This window comes from Stenotrophomonas sp. MMGLT7 (assembly GCF_021168555.1).
GTDB lineage: Bacteria > Pseudomonadota > Gammaproteobacteria > Xanthomonadales > Xanthomonadaceae > MMGLT7.
This window is the reverse complement of the sequence record NZ_JAJOZS010000005.1, coordinates 171997-198144: the sequence shown is the minus strand read 5'-3', so window position 1 is coordinate 198144 and position 26148 is coordinate 171997. Positions and strand designations below refer to the sequence as shown.

General features: G+C 71.3%; 17 protein-coding genes. 2 read left to right on the top strand and 15 right to left on the bottom strand.

Translation table 11 applies throughout. The features are described 5' to 3' along the window. Positions 1-67: 67 nt before the first annotated feature. The 8 genes from kduD to LRX76_RS08970 form a co-directional block, all read right to left on the bottom strand. Positions 68-826, bottom strand: coding sequence for a 2-dehydro-3-deoxy-D-gluconate 5-dehydrogenase KduD (kduD, locus tag LRX76_RS09005; RefSeq protein WP_231804256.1), 759 nt, complete (start codon positions 824-826; stop codon positions 68-70). A gap of 78 nt (positions 827-904) precedes the next feature. Next, a complete protein-coding gene (gene kduI / locus LRX76_RS09000) occupies positions 905-1759 on the bottom strand; it encodes a 5-dehydro-4-deoxy-D-glucuronate isomerase (RefSeq protein WP_231804254.1) in 855 nt (284 codons plus the stop codon). A 525-nt stretch (positions 1760-2284) separates the two neighbouring features. Beyond that, positions 2285-3346, bottom strand: a complete 1062-nt coding sequence (locus LRX76_RS08995; RefSeq protein WP_231804252.1) for a LacI family DNA-binding transcriptional regulator — start codon at positions 3344-3346, stop codon at positions 2285-2287. A 43-nt stretch (positions 3347-3389) separates the two neighbouring features. Further along, positions 3390-4946, bottom strand: coding sequence for a family 43 glycosylhydrolase (locus tag LRX76_RS08990; protein WP_231804250.1), 1557 nt, complete (start codon positions 4944-4946; stop codon positions 3390-3392). Between the two features lie 43 nt (positions 4947-4989). Next, entirely contained in the window at positions 4990-6273 is a 1284-nt protein-coding gene (locus LRX76_RS08985) for a TRAP transporter large permease (RefSeq protein WP_231804248.1), read from the bottom strand. Continuing rightward, entirely contained in the window at positions 6273-6791 is a 519-nt protein-coding gene (locus LRX76_RS08980; protein ID WP_231804246.1) for a TRAP transporter small permease, read from the bottom strand. The genes LRX76_RS08985 and LRX76_RS08980 overlap by 1 nt, the downstream gene beginning before the upstream one ends. A gap of 19 nt (positions 6792-6810) precedes the next feature. Then, positions 6811-7815, bottom strand: a complete 1005-nt coding sequence (locus tag LRX76_RS08975) for a TRAP transporter substrate-binding protein (RefSeq protein ID WP_231804244.1) — start codon at positions 7813-7815, stop codon at positions 6811-6813. After that, positions 7812-8654, bottom strand: coding sequence for a 2-keto-4-pentenoate hydratase (locus LRX76_RS08970; protein ID WP_231804242.1), 843 nt, complete (start codon positions 8652-8654; stop codon positions 7812-7814). Before LRX76_RS08970 ends, LRX76_RS08975 begins: the two co-directional genes overlap by 4 nt. A 316-nt stretch (positions 8655-8970) precedes the next feature. Here LRX76_RS08970 and LRX76_RS08965 point away from each other — a divergent pair, with 316 nt between their 5' ends. Both LRX76_RS08965 and LRX76_RS08960 read left to right on the top strand, forming a co-directional pair. Then, entirely contained in the window at positions 8971-10083 is a 1113-nt protein-coding gene (locus LRX76_RS08965; protein ID WP_231804240.1) for an alpha/beta hydrolase, read from the top strand. Then, the gene (locus LRX76_RS08960; RefSeq protein ID WP_231804238.1) at positions 10073-11713 is read left to right on the top strand and encodes a carboxylesterase/lipase family protein; all 1641 of its coding nucleotides are present in this window, start codon (positions 10073-10075) and stop codon (positions 11711-11713) included. Before LRX76_RS08965 ends, LRX76_RS08960 begins: the two co-directional genes overlap by 11 nt. A gap of 67 nt (positions 11714-11780) precedes the next feature. Here the strand turns inward: LRX76_RS08960 and LRX76_RS08955 are convergent, their stop codons facing one another. The 7 genes from LRX76_RS08955 to LRX76_RS08925 all read right to left on the bottom strand — a co-directional run bounded on the left by LRX76_RS08955 (position 11781) and on the right by LRX76_RS08925 (position 25931). Continuing rightward, positions 11781-13604: a DUF885 domain-containing protein gene (locus LRX76_RS08955; protein ID WP_231804236.1), complete on the bottom strand. Its 1824-nt coding sequence runs from the start codon at positions 13602-13604 to the stop codon at positions 11781-11783. 340 nt (positions 13605-13944) lie between these two features. After that, positions 13945-15486, bottom strand: coding sequence for a PepSY-associated TM helix domain-containing protein (locus LRX76_RS08950; RefSeq protein WP_231804234.1), 1542 nt, complete (start codon positions 15484-15486; stop codon positions 13945-13947). Continuing rightward, on the bottom strand, positions 15483-15755 hold the full coding sequence (locus LRX76_RS08945; RefSeq protein WP_231804232.1) for a hypothetical protein: 273 nt from the start codon (positions 15753-15755) through the stop codon (positions 15483-15485). The genes LRX76_RS08950 and LRX76_RS08945 overlap by 4 nt, the downstream gene beginning before the upstream one ends. Continuing rightward, a complete protein-coding gene (locus LRX76_RS08940) occupies positions 15745-16023 on the bottom strand; it encodes a hypothetical protein (protein WP_231804230.1) in 279 nt (92 codons plus the stop codon). The genes LRX76_RS08945 and LRX76_RS08940 overlap by 11 nt, the downstream gene beginning before the upstream one ends. A gap of 317 nt (positions 16024-16340) precedes the next feature. Then, complete coding sequence (locus LRX76_RS08935) at positions 16341-18452, bottom strand: TonB-dependent siderophore receptor (RefSeq protein ID WP_231804228.1); 2112 nt, start codon at positions 18450-18452, stop codon at positions 16341-16343. Between the two features lie 509 nt (positions 18453-18961). Then, positions 18962-22819 (bottom strand): LamG domain-containing protein, encoded by a 3858-nt coding sequence (locus LRX76_RS08930; RefSeq protein ID WP_231804226.1) that lies wholly within the window; start codon positions 22817-22819, stop codon positions 18962-18964. Between the two features lie 355 nt (positions 22820-23174). Beyond that, the gene (locus LRX76_RS08925) at positions 23175-25931 is read right to left on the bottom strand and encodes a TonB-dependent receptor (RefSeq protein ID WP_231804224.1); all 2757 of its coding nucleotides are present in this window, start codon (positions 25929-25931) and stop codon (positions 23175-23177) included. Between the last annotated feature and the right edge of the window lie 217 nt (positions 25932-26148).

The following is a 26148-nucleotide window of genomic DNA, read 5'->3' as shown; positions in this document are numbered from 1 at the left end:
GGGCAATCGCACGCGGGCGTGCCGGCCTTGGCTGCCACCATCACCGCAGGGGAGAGAGGAGCGGCCGTCAGCGCGCCAGCCAGCCGCCGTCCACCGGCAGGATCGCGCCGTTGACGTAGTCCGAGGCCGCGCTGGCCAGGAATACCGCCGCGCCGCCGAGGTCGGCCGGGGTGCCCCAGCGCGCGGCGGGGATACGGTCCAGGATCGCCTTGTTGCGGTCCTCGTCGGCGCGCAGCTGGGCGGTGTTGTCGGTGGCCATGTAGCCCGGCGCGATGGCGTTGACGTTGATGCCGCGGGCCGCCCACTCGTTGGCCAGCAGGCGGGTGATGCCGGCCAGTCCTGACTTGCTGGCGGTGTAGGACGGCACCCGGATGCCGCCCTGGAACGACAGCATCGAGGCGACATTGACGATCTTGCCGCGGCCCTGGGCGATGAAGTGGCGCCCCGCCGCCTGCGACAGGAAGAACGCCGACTTGAGGTTGACGTCGATCACCTCGTCCCAGTCCTTCTCGCTGAAGTCCACCGCGTCGGCGCGGCGGATCAGCCCGGCGTTGTTGACCAGGATGTCGAGCCGGCCGAGGCCGGCCAGGGTCTCGTCGAGGATGCGCGGCACCGGCTCGATGCTGGACAGGTCGGCGCCGATGGCGAGGAAGCGCCGGCCCAGCGCCTCGACCCGGGCGCGCGTCTCGGTGGGCGGGTTGATGCCGGCGGCGGCGATGTCCGCGCCGGCCTGCGCCAGCGCCAGCGCGATGCCCTGGCCCAGGCCGACGTTGCCGCCGGTGACCAGCGCGACCTTGCCTTCGAGGCTGAACGGATTTTGCGTCATTGGATCCCCTCGCGGAATGCGGTGCATGCGGCTGCGCGGGCGGCGCCTGCCGCGCCGCGCGGCCGGGCCCGCCGGGCGCTACTTGAGCTGGCAGATGTCCAGTACGTGCATGTCGGTGTAGTCCAGGTTTTCCCCGCCCATCGCCCAGATGAAGGCGTAGTTTGAGGTGCCGGCGCCCATGTGGATCGACCACGGCGGCGACACCACCGCCTCGTCGTTGCGCACGACGATGTGGCGCTGCGCCTGCGGCTCGCCCATGAAGTGGTAGACGCGGTCGTCCTCGCCCAGGTCGAAGTAGAAGTAGACCTCGCTGCGGCGGTCGTGCAGGTGCGGCGGCATGGTGTTCCACACGCTGCCGGGCTTGAGGATGGTCAGCCCCAGCAGCAGCTGCGAGGACGGGCAGGTGGCCGGCACGATGTACTGGTAGATGGTGCGCTCGTTGCTGGTCTCCAGCGCGCCGCGCTCCAGCGGCACCGCGTCCCTGATCGAGATCTGCCGGGTCTCGAAGCGCGCGTGCGCCGGCGTCGAGGCGAGGTAGAACTTCGCCGGGCTGGCGGCATCGGCGGAGGCGAACACCACCTCCTCGCTGCCCATCGGCACGTACAGGCCGTCCTTGGGCGCCAGCGTGTAGGCGGTGCCGTCCACGGTCACCGTGCCGGTGCCGGCGCCGACGTTGATCACCCCCAGCTCGCGCCGCTCGAGGAACGGGTGGCCGGCGGCCGAGGCCGGCTCGGTCTGCCGCGGCAGCGCCAGCGGCGCGGACACCGGCGCGGCGCCGCCGATCACGAAGCGCTCGTAGTGGGTGTACTTGAGCGTGATCGCATCGTCGGCGAACAGGCCGTCGAGCAGGTACAGCTCGCGCAGCTGGTCGTTGCCAGCGCCCTTGATGGCGTCGGGGTGGGTGGCGTAGTGGGTCTTGCAATACAGGGACATGGGCCTCTCCAGGGGCGGGGGCGGCTGCGCGGCCCGCAGGGTCCGGGGGATTCTAGCCGGCATTGGAAACCGGTGTCATTTTGCGCTGCAAGGTGGTGGGCACGGAGCGGACCCGTCGAGCGCCCTCTTGGCCCCGGTCCCTTTCGACATCTTCGAGGTGCTTGCAGGTTGCAGGTCGCAGCCCCGCGCAGCCGCGCAGCCCGGGCAGTCCGGGCAGTCCGGGCAGTCCGGGCAGTCCGGGCAAGCATCTTGCGATTGGCCAAGGGTTGTCCCCGAGCCAGGCAGGACCGTCGGTTAACCGTCCGACATCGGCTCTCGTTCTCCGATGCATCCTGCTCCACGTAGAGCCGAGCAGGCTCGGCTCTACGTGGGGCGTGGCGCCTGCTCCTGGCGAGGCTCCCTATCAGGGGCTACAGCAAAGGCGAACCACGAAGGCCGGACCCGGGGCGAGATTCGTTCCCGATGGGCGCGCCTGACCCCGAAGAACGCCCGCGGCCCGGCTCAGCCAGGGACACGCCCGCCCGCTCAGCTTTCCGGCGGCTGGCAGGAATCGCGCACGATCAGGTGCGGGCGCACGCTGGCCACCGCCAGCACCTGCGCGCTGTCGGGCTGGATCAGCATCGCCGCGGCGGTGCGGCCGGTGTCGCGGGTCTGCCGCCGCACCGAGGTCAGCGGCGGCCACAGCCGCGAGGCCAGCGGGCTGTCGTCGTAGCCGATCACCGACAGCTGCCGCGGGATGGCGATGCCCAGGCGCATGGCCACGCGGTAGACGCCGGCGGCCATCTCGTCGTTGCCGGTGAAGATGGCGCTGGGCCGCGGCGACGGGCCGGCCAGCAGCTTCTCGGCCGCGGCCACGCCGGACTCGAAGGTGTAGCCGGCCTCGACGATGCGCTCGGGCGCCAGCTCCAGCCCGCGCTGGCGCAGCGCGTCGACGATGCCGCCGGTGCGCTCGTGGCTGGAGCGGTAGGCCGACGGGCCGGTGATCAGGGCGATGTCGCGGTGGCCGAGCGAGAGCAGGTAGTCGGCGGCCTCGGCCGCGCCCTCGCGGTCGTGGGTGATCACCATCTGCGAGGTGGCGTCCAGCGCCACCGCGGCGATGCGGGTGTAGCGGCAGCCGATGCCGGCCAGCATGTCGGCCAGCGCCTGGTCCTCGGAGGCGCGCGGCACCAGGATCACCCCGTGCAGCTTCTGCTGCTGCACGAAGCGGCGCACGCCCTCGATGTAGCCGGGGCTGCGGCTGTCGCACGGGTGCACCACCAGCTCGAAGCCGGAGCCGCGCAGCGCGTCCAGCGCGCCGTACTGCATGTCCACCACGTACTGCGCGGTGGGATTGTCGTAGACCATGCCGATCAGGAACGAGCGGCGGAACGCCAGCCCGCGCGCCATCGGGTCGGGCGTGTAGCCGACCTCGCGCATCAGCGCCTCGACCTTCTCGCGGGTGTCCTGGCGCACCAGCGGCGAGTGGTTGATGATCCGCGAGACGGTCTTCTTCGACACGCCCGACAGGCGCGCGATGTCGTTGATGGTCGCCGTGCGGCCCTTCAGGCCGGCCACGGACGCGGCTTCGGGTTTCTTGCGGGCGGGCATGTCGTGGAACCGATGGGATGCCGCGATTCTACCGGTAGCATCGTCAATCCAGCGCCTGGTAGCGGAAGCGGCGGAAGTGCACGCGGCCGTCGCCGGCGGCGTACAGCGCCGGCCTGAGCGCGAGGAAGCGGCCGGCGACGTTGTGGTGGTAGCCGGAGACCTCCATCTGCACCGGGTACTTCTCCCAGGTCTCGCCGTCGCTGCTGGTGTGCACGGTGAGTATGTGGCGGTCGTTGCTGACCCGCATCCACAGCCGCCCGCCCGTGCGGCTGGGCGCCAGTGCGGCCGGGCGCTCCTCGCCGTAGCGGTGCATGACGAACTGCTCGCCGTTGCTGCCGACGCCGGCATACAGGCGCTCGCTGTAGAACAGCAGCACGCCGCCCTGGGCGCCGGGCTCGATCTCCATCTCGACCTCGAACCGGTAGGCCGGGTCGGTGGCGATCACCGTCAGCGGCGAGCTGTCGCGCGGCGTACGGCCCTTGCCCTGCATGCTCATCACCCCGTCGCCGAACGCCAGCCGCCGCGCCTCGCCGGGCGCCGGGTCGTGGAACGCCCACTGCGGGCCGAGGCGGCCGCCGCGGAAGTCGTCCGACAGCGTCAGCCCGTGCGGCACCGCCTCGCCGGCAGGCTTGGGCAGCGGCGCGCCGAGGTCGCCGCCGGCGGCGGCGAACCAGCCATCGGGCGTCCACTCGACCGGCTCCAGCAGCGCCTGCCGGCCCAGCGTCCAGTAGCCGTTCTCGTAGCCGTGGTAGAGCATCCACCAGCGCCCGGCGATGTCCTCCACCAGGGTAGCGTGGCCGCGCGACCACCACGGCTCGTCGCGGCTGGCGGTGCGCACGATGGGATTGCCGGGCGCGTTCTGCCACGGCCCGTGGATCGAGCGCGAGCGCGCGGCGATCACCATGTGCCCGGTCGGCGGGCCGGCGGTGCCGCCGACCGCGGTGACCATGTAGTACCAGCCGTCGCGGAAGGCGATCTTGGGCCCTTCCTGGGCGTAGGCCTCCACGTCCCAGTCCTGCGGGTAGCGCCAGCCGTCGTAGACGTGCCGCGGCTGGCCGGCCACGCGCAGGCCGTCGTCGCTGAGCTGCACGTAGTCGCCGCCGCTGAGGAACAGGTAGCGCTTGCCGTCCTCGCCGACCGCGTGGCCGGGATCGATGTAGCCCTCCAGCCCCAGGTCCACCGGCTCGCTCCAGGGTCCTTCGATGGCGTCGGCCCAGACCACGTAGTTGCTGCGGCGCTGGCCGGTGCGGGCCGGGAAGTAGATGTAGTAGCGGCCGTCGTGGCGCACCAGGTCCGGCGCCCAGATCGCGCCGACATTGGTGTCGATGGCATGGCCGATGGGCTGCCAGTTCACCAGGTCGCGCGAGTGCCACAGCGGCAGCCCGGGATAGGCGTCGAACGAGGACAGGGTGAGGTAGTAGTCCCGGCCCACGCGCAGCACCGACGGATCGGGATGGTCGCCGGCCAGCACCGGGTTGAGGTAGGTGCCGTCGCCGCGGTCGGCGATGCGCTGGTGTTCGATGCCGCGCTTCCAGTCGGCGCCGTGGGCGCCGGCGCCGGCCAGCACGGCGAGCAGCAGGCACGGGATCCATCTGCGCATCACGGTGTCCTCGGGCATTTGCAACACGTCGGCATCGCCGCCGCTAGCTGCGCAGCAGCCGCGGCAGCCACAGCGACAGGTCGGGGAAGAAGGCGATCACCAGCAGCACGCCCAGCCCGGCCAGCCAGAACGGCCAGATGCTGCGCATGCTCTGGCCGACGCTGATCTTGCCGATGGCGGTGCCGATGAACAGCACCGAGCCCACCGGCGGGGTGACCAGGCCCAGGCCGCCGGTCAGCACCAGCACCAGGCCGAAGTGGACCGGGTCGATGCCGTAGGCGCGCGCCACCGGCAGGAAGATCGGCGTGCAGATCAGGATCATCGGCGCCAGGTCCATGAAGGTGCCCAGCAGCAGCAGCATCACCACGATCATCAGCAGCACCATGTACTTGCTGTGCGCGAACGACTGCAGCAGTTCCACCGCCGCGGTCGGCACCTGCAGGTAGGCCAGCAGCCAGCCGAACACCGCCGCCGCGGCGATCACGAACAGGATCACCCCGGTGGTGCGCGCGGCATGGGTGACGGTCTGGCGGAACTCGCTCCAGCGCAGCTGCCGGTACAGCACGATGGTGACCAGCAGCGCGTACACCACGGCGATGGCCGCGCTCTCCACCGCGGTGAACACGCCGGCGCGGATGCCGACGAAGATCAGCGCCACCAGCCCCAGCCCCGGCAGCGCGGCCACCAGCCGGCGCAGCACCGCGCGCCAGCCGGGGAACGCCTCCACGCCGTAGCCGCGGCGGCGCGCCACCACGTAGCCGGTGACCATCAGCGCCAGCGTCATCAGCAGCGCCGGGACGATGCCGGCGGCGAACAGGTCGGCGATCGACAGCCCGCCGCCGGCCGCGGCCGAGAACAGGATCAGGTTGTGCGAGGGCGGCACCAGCAGCGCCACCAGCGCCGCGGTGATGCTGACGTTGACGGCGAAGTCGCGGTCGTAGCCGCGCTTGACCATCTGCGGGATCATGGTGCCGCCGACCGCCGAGACGTCGGCGATGGCCGAGCCGGACACACCGCCGAAGAACAGCGAGGACAGCACGCTCACCTGCCCCAGGCCGCCGCGCATGCGCCCGACCAGCGACGACGCCAGCGCGATCAGGCGCTCGGAGATGCCGCCGCGCATCATGATCTCGCCGGCGAAGATGAACAGCGGGATGGCGATCAGCGACGCCGAGCCGGCGCCGGCGGACATCTGCTGCACCAGCACCACCGAGGGCAGGTCCAGGTACAGCAGCGTGGCCAGCGCGGCCGCTGCCAGCGCGAAGGCCACCGGCACGCCGATCAGCAGCAGCAGCGCGAACACGCCGAACAGCAGGGCGATGGCCATCAGCCCGCCTCCCCGGCCGGACGGCGCAACGCCGCCACCGCGCGCTCGAGCGCGAACAGCACCATCAGCGCGCCGCCCAGCGACAGCGGCAGGTAGTTGATGCTCTGCGGCAGCGCCGCGCCGGCGGCGTGGATGGCGAAACCGTCGGCCAGCAGCACCGCGCCCCAGCCGGCCAGCACCGCGCCGATGCCGGCCACCACCAGCGGCACCAGCACGTCCACCGCGCGCCGCACGTGCGGATGCAGGTGGTCGTGCAGCAGGTAGAAGCCGAAGTGGCGGTTGCCGTGCACGCCGGCCGCCGCGCCCAGGCTCATGGCGATGCTCAGCAGCAGCACCGTGACCGGCTCGGTCCAGCTGGGCGAATCGTTGAGCACGTAGCGCGCGAACACCTGCCAGCCCTGCACCGCCACCAGCCCCAGCAGCGAGACGGCGGCGATGCCGACGGACAGGCGCGCCAGCGCATCGATCAGGCGCGGCAGACCGGTGGGTGGAGGCGGGGCATGAGGCGTGTCTGGCATCGCGGAAGGTCCGTGCAGGTCAGGCGAATCGGCGGATGCGGCGGTACAGCGCGTCCAGCTCCGGCTGCGCCAGGTAGCGGCGGCGCAGCGGTTCGGCGGCGGCGCGGAAGGCGGCCATGTCCACCTCGTTGAACTTCACCCCGTAGTCGAGCACCGCGCGGCGGGCGACGTCCTCGGAGGCGTCCCACAGCCGCCGCATCACCGCCACCGAGGCGCGCGCGGCGTCCACCAGCAGCCGGCGGTCGTCCGCGCGCAGCGACTCGAACGTGCGCCGCGACACCAGCAGCACGTCCGGCGCATAGGAATGCTCGCTGCCGGACCAATAGTGCGCGGCCTCGAAGTGGCGGCTGGAATGGAAGCTGCGCAGGTTGTTCTCGGCGCCGTCGATCATGTGCGTCTCCATGCCGGAGAAGGTGTCGCCCAGCGACATCGGCGTCGGGTTGGCGCCGAGCAGCCGCACCAGCTCGATGAAGATGTCCGAGGAGGCCACGCGCAGCTTGAGTCCATGCAGGTCGCGCGGCTCGTGCACCGGATGGCGGGTGTTGTAGAAGCAGCGCGCGCCCGAGTCGTAGATCGCCAGCCCCACCAGGCCGCGGGCCTCGAAGCCGCGCAGCACGTCGTCGGCGACGCCGCCGTCGAGCGCGCGGCGCATGTGCGCGACCGAGTCGAACACGTACGGCAGGCACAGCGCGCGGGTCAGCGGGAAGGCGTTGTTGAGCGCTCCGGAATACACCCGGGTGATGTCGATGGCACCGAAGCGGACCATGTCGATGGCCTCCGACTCGCGCCCCAGCTGGCCGGAGTGGTACAGCCGCAGCGACAGCCGGCCGCCGGTCTCGCGTTCGAGCATGCGCCCGATCCAGCGCACCGCCTCCACGGTGGGATAGTCCGACACGTGCACGTCCGAGGCGGTGAGCAGCCGCGCGCCGGCGACCGCCGGCGCAGGGTCGGCACCGCAGCCGGCCAGCGGCGCGGCGCAGGCGGCGCCGAGGCTGCCGGCCAGCAGGCGACGGCGGCTGATCATGCGTGCCCTCCCTCCGCGCGCGGATGCGGGCGCGCCGCCACCGCCCGCAGCCGCAATGCGCCGTGGCCGTCGAATTCGACGCGGCTGTCCTCGCCCGGCGCGATGTCGTGGATACCGGTGGCATTGCCGGTGGCGACCAGCGTGCCGGCCTGCAGCGGGCGCCCGCGCCGCGCCGAACGGTTGAGCGCGAACGCCAGCGCCGCGCGCAGCCCGCCGGGCAGCGTGGCCGCCCCGCCGCTGCCGGCCAGGCGCTCGCCGATCCAGGTACGGGCGACCAGCTCGGGTTCGGGAATGCGCTTCCAGTCGGCGATCTCGGCGCCGAGCACCAGGCCGTTGTTGTTGCCGAAGTCCGACACCACCACGCACGGGCCCAGCGCATTGATCGTGGCCAGCGGACTGCTGGCGACCTCGGCGCCGATGAACAGCCGCGCCGGGAAGTCCTCCACCTGCGCCGGCGTCCAATCGTCCTTGCCGGCCGGCGCGTCGCCTTCGAGCTGCAGCACGTACTCGGCCTCCACCGCGCCGAAGCCGCCGGCGAACACCTCGATGTCGACCACGTCCGCGGCCGGCTGCAGGCTGCGCGCGAAGATCGGCCCGAGCAGGCGGTCGTCGCCGGAGGCCTCGCGCCGGCCCTCGGCGATGTAGCCGACCTTCCAGCCGACGATGCGGTCGGGCCACTGCGCGATGGCCAGGTCCTGCACGCTGTAGGCGCCGACCAGGCCGGCCGGCGCCTGCCCAGGGAAACCGGCCAGCGCACGCCCCTGCAGCCGCGCCTGCACGAAGCTGGCGGCGATGGCCGCCAGGGCGGGGTCCTGCGCAGACGCTGGGTGCTTGCTCAAGAAGTTGACTCCCTGTCCGGTGGGGGATTGCTGCGCCGCCCATCGACAGCGCGGCCTGCCGGGAGGTATATGGGAAACCGGTGTCATCGTGCAATGTGCAGTGCGGCAAAAGCCATCGGCCTCCCGGTGATCGCGTCTTTCCTGCCCGCGGTAGGTGGGCAGGGTCGCCCGCAAGGCACGCGGCTCGGCGAACGCCATGCCTTCGGACCACCGGGGACCGTGGGCGCAGGGGATGCCCGCAAGGCTTCCTGCCGCAATCGGTGCCGGCTCCCGCGCAGCGAACAGCGGATACGAGAGACGAGGGATGGAGATGAGGATGCGGAAACAGGACAGTGCGGAAGATGCCTGCGACAGCCCCGGCCATCGCGGTCCCCGCCGGCCGTGCGAACGGATGGCCGGCGCCGCGACGGCCATCCGCGGCCGCAGGCGCACCATCTACCGCCTGCGCCTCGTCGCCTGCCTGTGGCTGCCGCTGGCGCTCCCCGTCCAGGCCCAGCACCCGTCCACGGAAACCGCGCAGGAGGCGCAGTCGCGCCTGTGGCTGTGGCCGCACCGCGGCGCGGACCGCACGGCTCCCGGCGGGCGCATCGTCGAGCGCAGCGACGACCCGGCGCAGCCGGACCGCTACATCGATCCGGTCGCCGATCCCTACCTGGTGGTCTACCGCCCACCCCGCCCCAACGGCCGCGCGCTGCTGGTCATTCCCGGCGGCGGCTACCGCCGCGTGGTGCTGGACAAGGAGGGCAGCGCACTGGTGCCGGCCTTCGCCGAACGCGGCGGCTACACCCTGTTCGTGCTGCGCTACCGCCTGCCCGACGGCCGGCCGCGAGACGCCGACCTGCCGCTGGCCGATGCCCAGCGCGCGATGCGGCTGCTGCGCGCGCACGGCCGGCAATGGGGCATCGACCCCGGCCGGATCGGGGCGATGGGCTTCTCCGCCGGCGGCCACCTCGCGGCGAGCCTGGCCACCTCGCCGGAGCGGGCCACGTACGCGCCCGTCGACGCGGCCGACCGGCTGCCGGCGCGCCCGGACTTCGTGCTGCTGCTCTACCCGGTGATCGCGATGGACCCGCCGCTGGCGCATCCCAGTTCGCGCCAGCGCCTGCTCGGTGCCCGGCCCACCGCCGCGCAGGTGGCGCGGCACTCGCCGCAGCGGCACGTCGATGCGCATACCCCGCCGACCTTCCTGCTGCATGCCCAGGACGACGCCGCGGTGCCGGTGGAGAACAGCCTGCTCTTCCACGCCGCCCTGCGCCGCGCCGGCGTGCCGGCGCAGATGCACGTGTTCGCGCACGGCGGCCATGGCTTCGGCACCCGCGACGCCCACGGCCCGCTCGCTGCCTGGCCACGGCTGGCGCTGCAGTGGATGGCCGCACTGGAAGGCGACGTGCCGAAAGACGACGTGGAGGACGACGACGATGGACGCTAGGCCCGCACCCGATGACCCGCCGGCGGCGGCCGATGCACAGCGGCGGCGCTGGCTGGCGCGCGGCCTCGGCGCCGGCGCCGGCCTGCTGCTGGCGCCGCTGGCGCCCGCCGCCGCCGCCGCGCGGGCGACCCGCTCCAGCCTGGCGCGCACCCGCAGCGGGCGCATCGCCGGCACCGTCGAGGACGCGGTGCACGTGTTCCGCGGCGTGCCCTACGGCGCCGACACCGCGCCGCGGCGCTTCATGCCGGCGCTGCCGGAGCCGGCCTGGCACGGCGTGCGCGCCGCCGACGCCTACGGCCCCGCCGCGCCGCAGGCCGGCGGCGACGGTCCCGGCAGCGAGGACTGCCTGTACCTCAACGTGTGGACGCCGGGCCTGCGCGACGGCGCCCGGCGGCCGGTCCTGGTCTACCTGCACGGCGGCGCCTACAGCACCGGCTCGGGCAGCGACGCGCTGTACGACGGCGGCCAGCTGTGCCGCCGCGGCGACGTGGTGGTGGTCACCGTCAACCACCGCCTCAATGCCTTCGGCTACCTGTTCCTGCACGAGTTCGGCGGCCCGGAGCTGGCGCAGTCGGGCAACGTCGGCCAGCTCGACCTGGTGCAGGCGCTGCAGTGGGTACGCGAGCACGCCGGCGAGTTCGGCGGCGATCCCGGCAACGTCACCGTGTTCGGGCAGTCCGGCGGCGGCGCCAAGATCGCCACGCTGATGGCGATGCCGGCCGCCCGCGGTCTGTTCCACCGCGCCTGGACCATGAGCGGGCAGCAGGTCACCGCCGCCGGCCCACGCGCGGCCAGCGGGCGGGCGCGGATCTTCCTCGACGCGCTGGGCCTGCGCGACGATGCCGTGGCACGCCTGCGCGGCCTGCCGGCGCAGGCGCTGGTCGAAGCGCTGGCGGTGCGCGACCCGTCCACCGCGGAGGACACCGCGCTGTACCTGGGCCCGGTGGTCGATGCGCAGGTGCTGCCGCGGCATCCGTTCTGGCCGGATGCGCCGCCGCAGTCGGCGCGCATCCCGATGGTGATCGGCAACACCCGCGACGAGACCCGCGCCTTCCTCGGCCACGACCCGCGCAACTTCGCGCTGGACTGGGCGGCGCTGCCGCAACGGCTGCAGGCGCAGCAGTACGTGGACATCGACCCGGCGACGGTGGTCGCCGAGTACCGCCGGCTGTACCCGCACTACACGCCGTCGGAGGTGTTCTTCGCCGCCACCACCGCCGGGCGCTCGTGGCGCGGCGCGGTGGAGGAACTGCAGGCGCGCGCGCGCCAGGGCGCACCGACCTGGGCCTACCAGCTCGACTGGTACACGCGCGGCGGCGACGGCGAACGCCTGCGCGCCTTCCACACCCTGGACATCCCGCTGGTGTTCGGCACCACCGGCCGGCCCGGCGCGCGCAGCGGCGACGGCGCCGATGCCAGGTCGGTGGCGGCGGCGATGGGCGATGCCCTGATCGCCTTCGCCCGCCACGGCGATCCCGGCCACGCCGGGCTGCCGCGCTGGGAGCCGTACTCGCTGCCACGGCGGCAGACGATGCTGTTCGACCGGCCCTGCCGGCTGGCCGACGACCCGCGCGGCGGCGAGCGGCGGCTCTATGCGCAGGCGCCGTTCGTGCAGCGCGGGACGTTGTGAGCGCTGGAGCGAAGGCACGCCGATGCGTGCAACGACGGCCGGTTCCCGCTCCGCTGCCGGCCACGCCTCACTGCGGCGCGGCCTCGGCGACATACGCATCGACCTCGCGCTCGAGCAGCGGCAGCGGCACGGTGCCGGTGAGCAGCACGCGGTCGTGGAACTGGCGCGGATCGAAGCGCTCGCCGAGCGCGGCGCGCGCCTTGTCGCGCAGGCGGATGATCTCCATCTGGCCGATCTTGTAGGAGGTGGCCTGGCCGGGGAACACCACGTAGCGGTCCACCTCCGAGCGCTCGATGCCGTAGTCGATCGCCTGCTGGCGCGTCCACTTCATCGCGTGCAGGCCGGTATCGACCACCAGCCGGCGCGCGCGGAACAGCTCGGCGTCGAGCTGGCCGAGCAGGCCCTGCGGATCGCCGTCGTACCAGCCGTTCTCGGCCGCCAGGCGCTCGGCGTACAGCGCCCAGCCCTCGCTGAAGGCGGAGATGCCGCCCAGCGCGCGGGTCTGGCGGAACCTGGGCAGCTCCTTGTTCTCCACCGACAGCGCGATCTGGAAGTGATGGCCCGGTACGGTCTCGTGGTAGGTCAGCGTGCGCAGGCCGAAGCGGGTCAGCCGCTCGGGCCGCAGCGGCATCTGGAACACGCCCGGGCGCGAGCCGTCCAGCGGCGGCGCGGTGTAGCTGGCCGCGGCGCTGTTCCAGCGGAACTCCGGGTAGGGGCGCGCGATCACCTCGGTCTTCGGGACGATGTCGAACAGTGCCGCCGAGCGCGTCTTCGCGTCGGCGAGGATGCCGTCGATGTCGGCCATGATCGCGCTGCGGCCGGCGTCGTCGTCCGGGTAGGCCAGGTCCTTCTCCAGCCGGGCGATGCGCTCGCGCACGCTGCCCTCGCTGCGGCCGATCGAGGTCAGGATGCGGTCCATCTCGCCCTCGATGCGCGCCACCTCGCGCAGGCCGATGGCGTGGATCTGCTGCGCGTCCAGGTCGGTGGAGGTGTAGCGGTGCAGCTGGTAGCGGTAGTACGCCTCGCCGTCCGGCAGGCGCCAGGCGCCGGCATCGTCGCCGGCCTGGCCGCGCTGCGCCTCCAGCGCGGCGATGGCCTGCTGCCAGGCCGGGTACACCTGCCCGGCCACGATCGCGCTGGCCTGCTCGACCAGGGCCTTGCGCTGCGCCGCATCGACGCCCTGCACGGACTGCAGCTTGTCGTCCAGCGTGGTCACCAGCGGGTTGAGCTGCGCCGGCGGCGCCACGAACTGGCGCATCTGGGCGATGGTCTCGTCGAGGATGAAACGCGGCGGCACGATCCCCTTGGCGGCATTGTCCTGCGCGCGCTGCACCGCCTCGCCCATGCGCGCCTGGAACTGCCCCAGCCGCGCAATGTAGTTGTCCGCGTCCTGCGCGCTGCCCAGCGGATGCACCACCGTCATCAGGTTGGGCAGCTGCACGTTGGCGCCGTTCATCTGCTGCAGCGGGAAGTCGTGGTCGAGGTACTTCTCGCCATCGACGATCGCCTGCAGCTGCCATTGCATCAGCTCGGCCGACACGCGCTCGGTGTCGCTCATCGCCGCGCGGTCGAAGCCGGCGAGCCTGTCCAGACCCTGCCGCGCCAGCGCCACGGTGTCGCGCTCGAACGCCGCGGTCAGCGGCGTCAGCTGGCGATCCAGCTGCGCCTGCTGCTCGCCGTCGAAATAGCGGCTGGCGGTCGAGGCCGACGGCTGCCGGCGCATCCAGGTATCGGTGAACTCGGCGAAGAACTCGCCGACCGACCGCGCCGGCGCCGTGGCCGCGGCCTGCGACGGCGCCTCGGCCGGGGCCGGACGCTCGCAGCCGGCCAGCAGGGCGGCGGACAGGGCAACACTGAGGACTAGCGGTCGCAGCACTGAGCGCTCGGGCACGGGAGATCCTTGCGAGGGGGGTGATCCGGTCGATATTACAAAGTCGCACCCTCGCTGGCTCGCATCCGTCGAAACCACGGGCCGGGTGCACGCAGGAGCCGCAGCGGCCGCCGCGCCGTAGGAGCGACTTCAGTCGCGATGGGGCTCTACCGGTAAAGCTCCATCGCGACTGAAGTCGCTCCTACGGTCCTGCGGTCTTGCGCTCCTGCGGGTCGTTCGGTGCATGGGAAACCGGGAACAGGAAAGCCCAGCCACGGCGACGGTGTCCCCTCCAGCCCCGCTGAGGGGAGAGAGCGACGTCGTAACGTACAGGCTAACGAGGCATCGAGGCCGTTGCCCCTCATTTCCGCGGCAACGCCCACACGCTGTTCGGATCGCCGTCGCGGGCGCGGCGCGCGGTGGCGCGGGCCATGCTCCAGTAGCTCCATGCCAGCAGCAGCGCGAACAGATCCACCATCAGCACCGTGCCGCTGCGCCAGGGCACCGCAAGCCCGCCTCCGCCATGCAGCGAGACCAGCGGAACCAGCGCGGTCAGCAGCGCGCAGGCCAGCAGCAGCTCGCAGGCGCCGCGGGCGGTGGGCCGCAGCAGTGCCCACAGCACGCTGGCCAGGAACACCGCGTAGTAGACGTATTTCTCCTGCCCCGGCGGCAGCAGGCGCGCGGCGACGAACAGCGCCGACACGCCGGCGATGCAGCCCAGGCACACCCCCACGGTGAGCCGCGCCATCACCTGGGTGCGCACGGGCTGGCCGGGCTGGCGGCGCTTGCGCCGCGCCTCCACCCACAGCAGGTTGCCGCTGTAGAACAGGAACGCACCGGCCAGGCCCAGCAGGAAATACAGCCACTGCACCGGCGCATGGCCGAAGTTGCCGAAATGCAGCGCCTGCAGCCCGCGCAGCGAGGCCACGCCCGGCGACATCGTGTGCGGCTCCATCACCCGCAGCACCTTGCCGGTGGCCGCCTCCAGCGCCACCCCGCCCAGGGTGTTGAGCCGGCGCTGGTCGTTGCTGCCGTAGACCTCGGCGCGGGCATTGGCGTCGCCGGCGTCGTGGTAGGACAGGCTGTCGGGCCGCAGCCCCGGGCTGGCCGCGCGTGCGCGCGCCAGCAGTTCGGCCACCGGCAGCATCTGCGCGGGCACGGCGGCCGCCTCCACGTGCGGGGTCAGCTCGAAGTCGACCTGCAGCAGCGGCATCAGCCGCTCGCCGAACACCAGGTACTGGAATGGCGACAGCAGCAACAGGCCCAGGCACAGCACCGCGCCCGACCAGGCGAAGACCACGTGGAACGGCAGCGACAGCATGCCGATCGCGTTGTGCGCGTCCTGCCACAGCCGCTTGACGTTCCTGCCCGGCCGCAATGCGAACAGGTCCTTGAGCAATACCGGCGCGTAGATCACCACGCCGCTGACCAGCGCCAGTCCGTAGAGGATGCTGACCACGCCGAACAGGTAGGTGCCGAAGGTGCGCGGCAGGCCGGCGGTGAAGTGCAGGTCGTAGAGGAAATCGACGAAGCCGTTGCGCCACGGCAGCTCGCGCGGCGCGCCGTCGGCACCCGGCTCGAACAGGTGGCCGAAGTCCCCTTGCGGCGTCTGCTCGTACCAGTACAACCGCGGCACCGGGCCATGCTCGCCGGCCAGTACCAGGAAGAACGACTCGGCCGCGCGTGGATGCTGCGCCAGCACCGCGTCCATCAGCGCCTGCGCCGCCGGCACCGGATCCTCGGGCGCGCTCGCCGTGCCCGCCGCCGGCCGCGGCCAGTCGTTGAGCTGGTGGCTGAACACGGTGATGGCCCCGGCGTAGAAGGCGATGAACAGCGCCATGCCGGCGATCAGCCCGACCCAGCTGTGCACCGCCAGGAAGCTGCGCAAGGTCGCCGCCTTCATGGCGCCAGCTCCGTCCAGCCCAGCGCCTTTGCCGCCTGCAGCAGCGCAAAGCACAGCGCGGTGGCGCCCCCCAGCCACAACCACGCGCGCAGGCCGCTGGCGAACGCGAACGCCACCGCCATCACCCCGATCCATACCGGGAACAGCATCAACAGCCAGGGCAGCGCGTTCACCTGCAGCGACCCCGGCCACAGCAGCGCCGCCAGGCCCACCAGCAGGGTGGCCAGCGGCAGGCCGAGCAATGCGGCCGCCAGCGACTTACCCCACATCGCCACGCTCCAGGCGCAGGCACCGCCAGGCATCCAGGTACGGCAGCGCCACCGCCCCCAGCATGAACATCGTCAGCGCGGAGAACACCCCGGCCCAGACGCCGAGCGCGGCGACGGCGGCGATCGTCGCCAGCAGCGCCAGCGCCCATGCCAGCAGGCGCAATCCACGCGCATGCGCGCGCCATCGCGGGACCAATCGCTGGTGCGCGCTGGCCAGGTAGAAACCGAGCGCCGAGGCCAGCGCCAAGGCCAGGTAGAGCACGGTCATGGCGCCGCTCCGCACGCGGTCGCGGCGGGTGCGGGCACGGCAGCGGACGGCGGCCAATGACCGCCGCCGCCCGTCAGCGCCCGGCGATCGACAACCCGCGGCAATGGGCCAACCCTGCTCAAGCAGCACTCTCCACGATCGGACGATGGAGGGCATGGCGGCGGCTGTGCCCGGCAAGGGGCGCAATCTAGCAGAGCGACAGGCAGCCGACCACGGAGGCGGTCACGATGCATGCCGCGCGGGGATCCGGGCGACCGGCCGGTTGCGGCCACCGGCGGACATCGATGCCGTGTGCCTGCGCGGGTCGGGGCGGCCGCTCAGAACCGCCAGTTCAGGCTCAGCGTGTAGTTGCGCGGCGCGCCGTAGTAGCCGCTGTAGCGCAGGGTGTTGATGTATTTCTCGTCGGTGAGATTGTTGACGTTGAGCCGTACCGTGGCGTTGGGCAGGAAGTCCCAGGCGGCGAACGCGTTGAGCACCGCGTAGCTGCCCTGGCGCACGGCATAGCCGCTGGTTTCCACATTCGATACTTCGCTTTGCCAGCGTCCGCCGATGCCGTAGGACAGCGCGGTGTAGCCCGGCAGCCGTGCGCTGAGCAACAGGTTGGCAGTGCGGCGTGGCACCCACCGGTAGGTGTCGTCGCCGTCCTCGCCGGTCAACTTGAGGGCCGTATAACCGAACACCAGGTCAAGGTTGTCGCTGACCTTGCCGGTAGCCTCGAATTCGACGCCCTTGGATTGGACATCGACGCCGGTGTAATAGGTCTGGCCTTCGGAGTTGAGGCCGTTGGCAAGAGTGGCCAGGCCATCCTGCCTGGCCTTGAACACGGCCAGCGTGGTCAGCAGGCGCTTGTCCAGCCAGTCGGCCTTGATGCCGGCCTCGTAGTTCTTGCCCTTGGTCGCGTCGAGGTAACGTCCGTCGGCGTCCGACTGGCTCTGTGGCTGGTAGATGTCCGAATAGCTGACGTAGCCCAGAACATGGTTGCTGAAATCGAAGGTCAGGCCACCGTAGGGACTGGTCTTGCTTTCGGTCTGGCTGAAGGCCACGCCGTAGTTGACGCCATCGCGGTGATACTCGGCATAGTTGAAGCCCACAACGGCTTTGAGCCGGTCGGTCAACTCAAGCCGGGTGGCGCCGAACGCACGCTTCAACCGCTGGTTCAAGGTGCTGTAGACGGAGAGGTCGCCCCAGTCCGGCTCGGCGACGAAATCGCCGGCATACGGGAACCCAGGCATGGTGATGTAGCCATAGCCAAGCGGATCGTCGCTCGGATACACCGCATTGGCATACTCCCGGCCCGTGTACTGGCTCTTGGCCCAGCTGACCCCGAACATCACTTCCTGCTCGCGGCCGAACAGCTCGAAATGGCCATCGAGCGTGGCCGCGCCCAGGTGGGCGGCCATCTTGTCCTTACCCGCCCACGGATAGCCGTACAGGCCCAGGCCGGTGCCCGGCTCCAGGCCGGTACCGAGCAGGTCGGTGCCGTAGAACAGCTTGTCGTCGTCGCGGACATTGCGATAGTTGTAGGACAGCTTGAGCTGCCAATCGGCCCCGAGCCGGTGGGTATACTCGGCGAACGCGGTCTGGGTGGTGGTGTTCCAGTAGGTCCAGTCCTGGGTGGTGGAGGCGCTGCGACCCCATTCGGCCTGGCTGCCGTCGCTGTTCATGAACGTCAGCGCGCCCCACATGGGGCCGTCGGTCCTGCCCTTCTGCCAGGAATAGCCGACCGCCAGGGTGCCGTTCTCGCCGACCTGGCCATCGATCACGCCGTAGAGAAAGTCGCGCTTGTCCTGCTTGCCGCGCAGCCAGGAATCGCCGTCCTCGTGCGCGGCGACGATGCGCCCGGCCCAGGTGCCGTCGGCGGTGAACGGCGTGGAGTAGTCCGCCTCCACGCGGGTGGTGCCCCACGAGCCGTAGCTGACACCGACCGCGCCCTGTTCCTCGTTGGTCGGACGCTTGCGCACGTAGTTGATCGTGCCGGCGGCGTTGCCCACCCCGGTCAGCAGGCCGTTGGCGCCGCGGATCACCTCAAGCTTCTCGTAGCCGAAGGTGTCCTGCGCGCCGGTGACGATGCCCCAGTCGTTGGGCAGGCCGATGCCGTCTATCTGGGTGTTCTCGATATCGAAGCCGCGCGAGGTGAAGGTAGTGCGGTTGGTTTCCCACTCCTCGACCTGGATGCCGGTGGCCAGGCGCAGCGCCTCGTTGACGCTGTCGGTGCCGAACTGCTGCATCTGCTCCCGGGTCACCACGCTGATCGACTGCGGGGTGTCCTTGATGGCCAGGTCGAGGTTGAGGGCGCCGTTGCTGACGCGCTCGGCGCGCTGGGCGACCACCAGCACCGTGTCCAGGTCGGTGGCGCTGTCGCCGCCGGCCTGCGCGCTGGTCGATGCCTCATCGGCTGCGGCGAGCGCCGAGCCCGACGAGCAGGCCAAGGCCAGGCAGATCGCCAGCCGCAGGTTGCCACGTGCGGGTACGGCCGAAGGGATCTTGAAGGCGCTGGCGGATCGCGGGTGGGCGGAGCACGTGGAATGCATTTGGGGTGCCTGCAGAGGGTGGGAATCGGCCGCGTGCGGCCACAAGCCGAAAAGGCGCCGCATGACCCGGGCGGCTCATCGCCACAGCGGATCACGCCGGCACCTATCGACCCGGCATTAAATGCGAATGATGCGCATTTTACAACAAGCATCCAGCGCCGCCGGCGGCCTGCGGGCATCGACCGAGGTCCAGGTCCAGGCCCCTACCCGTCCCGGCCAGCTCGTCGGGAACGGGATGGCCGCGACGACCGCCGCACACCGGATCGCATCGATGGGCGACCCGCGGCGGGCGCGCGGGTCGGGGAGCCGTGGGCGTGCCGGCGACCACCACGGCGCTGCTGGCGATCGTCGCGTGACCGGTCGAGTGCCGCGCCCGGAGCCGGTCCCGAGGGGCCGGGTTCACGCGGTCACGGCACCGCCATCGCGTTGTTGAGCCGCGTCACCTCGGGCACGTCGCCGTCGGTTTGCAGCCGCAGCCGCGCACCGGTACGGTCGAAGCCCGGTGGCAGCGGCAGGCTGACCCGGGCCGTCTTCGGCTGCAGGTCGCGGGGCGCCGGCAGCGCGGGGAAGCCGGCGCGGGCCAGCTCGCGGCCGCGCGCATCCTCCAGCACCACCATGCCGGGCGGGGCGTCGGCGTGGCCGAGGCTGTGCACGGTGACCTGGAGCGCATCGCCGGCGATGCGCACGTCGCCGCGGCCGATGCCGAGGTCGGGCCGCTGCTCGACCGGGACCGCGGCGGCGGCGAGCCGTTCGAACTGCATCACCACGGTGCTGCCCGAGGGGAACTCGACATCCACCGATGCGCTCTTCTCGAACGCGAAGTCGCGGGTGGCGGCCTGGCCGTCGATGCGGCCGTCGCCGTCGCGGTCGATGCCCGAGACCATGCGCCACTGTCCGGCATCGACGTTCCAGCCGGTCATGGCGGCGCGCTGCGGCCTGCCGCTGGCGTTGTAGGCGATGACGGTGAAGCGCTGCGACTGCGGCCGCGGCAGCGCCAGCGCGACCTGCACGGCGGCCTCCGGATCGGCGAAGCGCCAGCTCACGGTGTGGCCCGGCCAGGTCTGGTTGCGCTTGAGCGCCACCCCGCCCAGGCGCGCGCGCTGCAGGTTCACCGTGGTCGACTCGACGCGATCGGTCCACCAGTGGCCCTCGGTCATCAGGTAGGCGTCGCGCAGCTTCTGCCGTGTCTCCTCGCGGTACAGCGCCTCCAGCCAGCGCGGGTCGCCGCTGTTCTCCCAGGCCACGTATTGCGGGAAATCCGTCGCCCCGGCATCGGCCGACCGGGCCAGCCGTGCGCCCCAGTCCTCGCGCCGGCCCAGCAGGTCCAGAACGTTCTCGTTGAGGTTGGACAGGCCGTTGGGCCCGCTGTCGGCGACGCGGTAGTCGAACACCCGCAGGTAGCGCGCATCGCCGCTCCAGCGCCACGCCGCCCAGAACGTGTGCAGGGTGTCGGCACCGCCGCTGCCCTGCCACAGCTCGCCGCCACGGGTTTCGCCGGTCTTCCAGTTGATCTCGTTGGGTAGCGCCCAGCGCCCCTGCGCGTCGGTGTACGCGTGGGCCAGGTAGCCGTCGGCCAGGCCGGTGACGATGCGGCGGCTGCGCGGGTCGGCGTTGTAGCCGCCCAGCAGCAGCGCCGGGTGCAGGATCGGGAACGAGTACGGCTTCTGCCACTGCCAGTTCGGCTCGCGGTAGACCTTGCGCCCGCCGAACCAGTTGCTGGAGAACAGCAGGTGGCCCTGCGGGTTGGGCTGGATGACGGCGTCGAACGCACGCACCGTCGCCATCAGCCGCTCGACGGTGAGCGGGTCGCCCCAGTTGAGGTAGAGCATGGCGCTGTCGAGGTTGATGCCTTCCTCGTAGGCGTGCAGCTCGTCGGTCTCGATGGTGGACAGCCCGCCGCTGAACATGCCGTTGCGGTAGGCCGCGTCCGACAGGGCGGTCAGCGAGGCGTTGAGCCGGTCCGGGTCCACGCCCATCAGCGCCACGCCCGGCCATTGCTGCAGCAGGTCCGAGTCGTCGGAGATGCCGCCGCCGAAGTCGCCGTAGTCCACCTGGCGCTGGTCGATCCACCAGTGGATGTAGCGGCGCGTGGCCTTGAGGTTCTCCAGCTGCCAGAACGCCCAGCCGGGCACGCCCGCCGGCGGCTCGGGCAGCTGCACCGGCGGCGGGGGCTGGTTGCCGTAGACGATGTCGTTCCAGTAGGCGCGGCCCGGCGCGTGCTCCGGGTCCACCCGCAGCAGGTCGCCGATGTCGGCATCGAGCCGCCGGTACAGCCGCTGGCGCTTGGAGCTGGTGTGCTCCTCGACCAGGAAGCCCCAGTTGTCCTTGACCTGGTTGAAGCGGTCGGCGAGGTGCTCGGCCCTGGCCTGCTCGCGCGGCTTGAACACCAGCCGCAGGTTCATGCCGTCCAGCGCGCGCGCATCGAAGCCGGGCGCGGCGGCGGCGATGGACAGCATCAGGCCGTCGCCGGTGAGGATGCGGTCGCGCAGGTCCAGCCAGAGCGTGCGCGCCTGCCCCGGCCGCACCGCGACCGACACGTCGAGCATGTCGCGCGCTGGCCAGATCGGGTCCTTGACGCGAATACTGAGCGGGATCGTGCCGGCGTGGGTGGCCGGCAGATCCAGCGCCGGCAGGTCCAGGGCGATGCCGTCCAGGCCGTCGTGCATGTGCTCCCAACCATAGGCCCAGCTGCGCATCAGCGGCTGGTCCGGCGGCGGATCGCCGAGCCCGGACGGCACCAGCACGTGCACGACCGGCTGGTGGTCGGCCGCAGGCGCGGCGAGCGTGCGCATGCGCGCCGGTGCGCGCGCCGGCAGCGCCACCACGGTATCGCGCTCGCCGGGCGGGTAGCGGCCGTCGATGTAGTCGCGCAGCGGCGCCAGGTTGTCGTAGTCGGGCGCGGTGTCGCTGCGCACGCTGTAGGCGAGCTTGGCGCTGCCTTCCGGCTCGGCGCCGGCATCGACGTCGTAGGCCCAGATTTCCTGGATCGGGGTCTCCTGCTCGGTGTTGGCGAAGCGCAGCGTGCCGCCGCGGCGACGCTCGAACTGGTCGACGCTGCGCAGCGTGCCCTGCGCCCGCGAGAACAGCGGCTGCGCCGTGCCGTCGCCGCCGCGCCAGCTGGCCTGGCCGAATGCCGCGCCGCGGATCTCGATGCGGTTGAACGGCTCGTCCGGCAGCGTCAGTTCCAGCGCCTTGCCGCCCTCGACGTAGACGTTCCAGTCCGGCAGCTGGAAGTAGTCGTTGCGGCCGGGCAGGCGCGAGCGGTTGTAGACGCCGGGCCAGGTGGTCTCGGCGATGCCGTCGGTGGCCTTCCACATCCATTGCTTCAGGTCGCGGGCATCGGCGAACTCGACCTTGCGGATGCGCGTGACCGGCGCCTCCAGCGGCGGCGGCGCGCGGCCACGGTCCCAGCCGTGGCGATGCAGCCAGGCGGCGTGCGCATCGTCCGCGCTTGCCGGCTCGGCACCGCGCGGCTCGGCGAGCCGTGCCAGCGCGGCGACGCTGGCCGCGTCGAGCATGCGGTCGTAGATGCGGATCTCGTCGAAGTCGCTGCCGCGCAGGAAGTTGTAGCGGCTCTGCACCTGGTGCGGCGACATCACCCGCCCGGCCAGGCCGAACTGGTCCAGCGCCGCATCGAAGTCCAGCGAGCCGCCGTCGCGGCAGGCCCGCGCGCAGTCCTCGCGCGCCACCTCGCGGCCGTCGACGTACAGCCGCACGCCGCGGGTCTCGTCCCAGGCGAAGGCGAGGTGGGTCCAGTCGCTGGCGGCCGGCGGCGCGTCGAGCCGGAACGACACCCGCGTGCGCGCCAGGTTGGCGTCGGTGACGAAGGCATCGAAGCCGTGGCCGTTCCAGTCGATGCGCAGCCAGGCCATGTCCCAGCTGCTGTGGTCGGCGTAGCCGACGCGGAAGATCACGAACGGCGCCTCGCCGACCGGGTAGCGCGAGCGCCAGAAGAACGCCAGCGTGCCGCGCTGGGCGTACACGTTGCCCGGCGCGTTCCACGCCAGCACGCCGTCGTCGGCCCACTCGATGGCGTCGCCCTTCACCCCGGTGGGCACCCGCCGCACCTTGTCGCGGAAGTTGGGCAGCGCATCGCCGCCGGCCACGTCGGCGGCGAAGCCGGCGTCGGCGTCGGCGTCGGCGGACACCTTGAACAGCAGCCGTGGCGCCTGCGCATCCGGTGCCGCGGTGGCGGCGGCGGGGATGCCAAGCAGGACGATCAGCAGCAGTGCGTACGGCATCGGCAGGCGAAGGTGGCCCGGCATGGCATTCCTTGTGGATTTCTAACGAGAGTCCGAAGCCCTGCCGCGCAACCGGCCGGCGCAGGCCGTGGCGGGATCGGCAGCGGCGGACAGGCGCGAAGCTACCGTTGCCGAGGCAAAGCGCATCCTGCGCCGCAGCACGACCGACGCCATGGCGCTCACGTCCCTCGCGTTTCCTTTCGTTGCCTCGTTGCCCCTGTCCCGTTCGGGTCTCCCCTTCGCAAGGGAGGATGAGGACCGTCGTCCCCGCGCAGGCGATGAGCCGGTGTCTTTCATACGTACCGCGCAAGAGTCACGGGCCCGACCCGACCGTTCCGGCCGGGTGGGGATACGAGCGGGAGCCAGGCACCGCACGGCATCAGAACTTGTAGCGCACGCCCAGCAGGAACTGGCGGCCGGTCTCGCTGTACTGCAGCGGCAGCTGCCAGGCCGAGCCGACCCATTCGTCCGAGGCCTCGTTGGTCAGGTTGATGCCTTCCAGGCTCAGCTCCAGGCGGTCGTCGATCTTCCAGCTCAGCGACGCGTCCACGGTGTTGATCGCCTTCATCCCGTGCACGTCGAAGCCGGCTTCCGTCGCCGGCACCTGGGTCAGGTAGTCGTCGCGGTGGGTGTAGGAGACGCGGCCGCTGAACTGCCGGCCTTCGTAGAACAGCGTGGCGTTGTACGAGTTCTTAGACAGCCCGGTCAGGTCGGTCTCCAGCGAGTCGGCGCCGGTGGCGGTCAGGTACTGGATCTTGGAGTCGACGTAGGTGTAGTTCAGTTGCAGGCCCAGGTTGCTCCAGCGCCCCGGCAGGAAGGCGAAGGGCTGGACGTAGTTGAACTCGGCCCCCTTCAGGTCGCCGCCGGGGGTGTTGAGCGGCACGCTGAAGACGAAGTCGTCGTTGACGTCGGCGCCGGTGCCTTCGAGCAGGCTGGCCGGCAGGCCGCTGGAGGCGTAGGGCTGCACCACCCGGGTGGTCTGCACGAAGCTGTCGATGTCCTTGTAGAACAGCGCCAGCCCCAGCATCGCGCCTTCCTGGAAATACCATTCGAAGCCCAGGTCGGCGGTCTTGGCGCGGATCGGCTCCAGGTCCGGATTGCCGCCACTGACCGTGCGTGCGCCGCCGGAGACGTTGACGGTGACACCGGGGGTCAGGCTGCCCAGGCCCGGACGCGACATCACCTTGGCCGCGCCGAAGCGGATCAGGAAGTCGGGGCTGATCTCGGCCACCAGGTTCAGCGACGGCAGGGTGTCGTCGTACTTGCGCTCGACCGTGGTCTGCACCGGCGTGCCGCTGACGGTGGCGTAGCCGGTCGACGCCTGCTTGGTCCGGACGTAGCGCACGCCGAGGTTGCCGCTGAACGGGATAGCGCCGATGTCGAAGCCGAACTGGCCCATCAGCCATACCCCGCGATCCTTCTCCTCGACGCGGCGCGCGTTGACCACGCGCTCGGCCAGGGCGAAGGTGCCGTTGCCGCTGTAGATGTCCAGCGCGTCGGCGACCGCGCCCAGGTCCGGGACCACCCAGCTGCCCGGGTGCCCGGTGATGCCGCCCAGGTTGGCCAGCTCGGTCATGTTGACCGGCACGATGGTGGTGCCATCGGCGAAGGTCGGCACCGACACCTCCGAATTGCGACGCCATTCGTTGGTCTTGAAGGTGTAGTCCTTGGCCAGCACCCCGCCCTTGAGGCTGAAGCCCGGCCCCAGGTTCCATTCGAAATTCAGGCTGCCGGTGTCGAAGGTGTTCTCCACGTACTGCGGGCGCAGGCGGATCTCGGCCAGCGTCCAGCCGCTGCCGTCGGTGGGATCGATGCCGTAGTCGTAGACCGGGAAGCGGCTGTTGCCGCGGTAGTCGTAGCTGTAGCCGTCGACGTCGAGCTTGTCCATGATGATCGTGGTCTGGATCGGGTTCCTGTGCTTGGAGCTGGAGGTGCCGATCTGGCCGTCGATCCTGAAGGCGTCGCTGAAACGGTGCTCGCCGCTGAGCGCGAGCTGCTTGAAGACGGTGTTCCACTCGTCGTAGCGCTGCTCGGAGCGGATGTCCACGTCGTCGAACCGCCCGTACAGCAGCGCACCGGTGGCCGGGTCGACGTAGCCGTCGTTGACGATGGTCTGCGGCTTGCCGCCCTGCGAGGCGCCGCGGCTGAAGGAAATCGCCTCGATGTACTTCTCGGTGCGCTTGGCATCGATCTTGGAGTACAGACCGTCGAGCGAGAACTGGGTGGCATCGCCGGGCTTCCATTGCAGCGAGCCGGTCACGCCCAGGCGCTTCTGCTCGTGCTCCATCAGCGTGTAGCGCGGGAAGCGCGGATGGAACACGTCCTCGGCCATCGCCTCGGCGAACGGCGAGGCCGGGTTGAAGCCGCCGTTGCTCGGCCCGTTGGCCCAGCGCCCGCTGTTGCTGCCTTCCTCCAGCAGCTGCCGCTCCGAGTAGGCCACCGACAGCAGGCCGCCGAAGCGGCCGTCGGCCCAGGTATCGGCGATCAGCGCGGCCACGCGCGGATCGGCCTTGCGCGCCATGTCGTTGTAGCCGGCCTGGCCGCTGGCGGCGAAGGTGAAGCCGTCGTAGTCGAACGGGCGCGCGGTGCGCAGGTCCACGGTGGCGCCGAGCGAGCCTTCCTCGACGTCGGCCGAGGCGGTCTTGCGCACGATCAGCTGGGTGAACAGGTCCGAGGCGAAGACGTTGAAGTCGAAGCCGCGGCTGCGGTTGGAACCGCCGCTCTGGTCGGAGGCGCCAACCGTGGTCAGCGCCTCCATGCCGTTGATGCGCACGCGGGTGAAGTCCGGGCCCAGGCCGCGCACGGAGATGTTGCGGCCCTCGCCGGCGTCGCGGGTGATGACCACGCCGGGAATGCGCTGGAGCGACTCGGCCAGGTTGAGGTCGGGGAAGTTGGCGATGTCCTCGGCGACGATGGCATCGACCATGCCCGATTCGCTGCGCTTGATGTCCAGCGCGCGCTCGACGCTGGCGCGGTAGCCGGTGACGTTGACCGAGTCCAGGGTCACCGGATCCTGCGGGGCCGGCGCCTCGGCTTCGGCCTGCTGCGCCCACGCGCCGCCGGCCTGCAGGGCAAGGCCGATCGAGAGCGCGAGCAAGGTAACCGGTGTCGGCCGGCGGCGGAAATGCTGCTGCATGTTGTGACCCCTCCCAGGGTTTGAAACCCGTTTCACCTTCAGGTCCCGGCCGGGCGCTGCGGGCGGCGGCCGGCGTCGATGACACCGCTGGTCATTACGCTAACAGGGTCGCAATCGCGTCACATCTTGCGGCGCAGCACCGTATTCCCGTGCTATTTCGACTCTCTCCATGGCCCGGTAGCCGGCCAATGGCCATGACACCGATGGTCAATAGTCC

What these genes read in the sequence shown, in the direction of transcription:
- LRX76_RS08995 (WP_231804252.1), bottom strand. Translation starts at nt 3,346, where the DNA reads ATGCCCGCCCGCAAGAAACCCGAAGCCGCGTCCGTGGCCGGCCTGAAG.
- LRX76_RS08940 (WP_231804230.1), bottom strand. Translation starts at nt 16,023, where the DNA reads ATGACCGTGCTCTACCTGGCCTTGGCGCTGGCCTCGGCGCTCGGTTTC.
- LRX76_RS08930 (WP_231804226.1), bottom strand. Translation starts at nt 22,819, where the DNA reads ATGCCGGGCCACCTTCGCCTGCCGATGCCGTACGCACTGCTGCTGATC.
- LRX76_RS08990 (WP_231804250.1), bottom strand. Translation starts at nt 4,946, where the DNA reads ATGCGCAGATGGATCCCGTGCCTGCTGCTCGCCGTGCTGGCCGGCGCC.
- LRX76_RS08960 (WP_231804238.1), top strand. Translation starts at nt 10,073, where the DNA reads ATGGACGCTAGGCCCGCACCCGATGACCCGCCGGCGGCGGCCGATGCA.
- LRX76_RS08965 (WP_231804240.1), top strand. Translation starts at nt 8,971, where the DNA reads ATGCGGAAACAGGACAGTGCGGAAGATGCCTGCGACAGCCCCGGCCAT.
- kduI (WP_231804254.1), bottom strand. Translation starts at nt 1,759, where the DNA reads ATGTCCCTGTATTGCAAGACCCACTACGCCACCCACCCCGACGCCATC.
- LRX76_RS08950 (WP_231804234.1), bottom strand. Translation starts at nt 15,486, where the DNA reads ATGAAGGCGGCGACCTTGCGCAGCTTCCTGGCGGTGCACAGCTGGGTC.
- LRX76_RS08985 (WP_231804248.1), bottom strand. Translation starts at nt 6,273, where the DNA reads ATGGCCATCGCCCTGCTGTTCGGCGTGTTCGCGCTGCTGCTGCTGATC.
- LRX76_RS08945 (WP_231804232.1), bottom strand. Translation starts at nt 15,755, where the DNA reads ATGTGGGGTAAGTCGCTGGCGGCCGCATTGCTCGGCCTGCCGCTGGCC.
- LRX76_RS08925 (WP_231804224.1), bottom strand. Translation starts at nt 25,931, where the DNA reads ATGCAGCAGCATTTCCGCCGCCGGCCGACACCGGTTACCTTGCTCGCG.
- LRX76_RS08980 (WP_231804246.1), bottom strand. Translation starts at nt 6,791, where the DNA reads ATGCCAGACACGCCTCATGCCCCGCCTCCACCCACCGGTCTGCCGCGC.
- kduD (WP_231804256.1), bottom strand. Translation starts at nt 826, where the DNA reads ATGACGCAAAATCCGTTCAGCCTCGAAGGCAAGGTCGCGCTGGTCACC.
- LRX76_RS08975 (WP_231804244.1), bottom strand. Translation starts at nt 7,815, where the DNA reads ATGATCAGCCGCCGTCGCCTGCTGGCCGGCAGCCTCGGCGCCGCCTGC.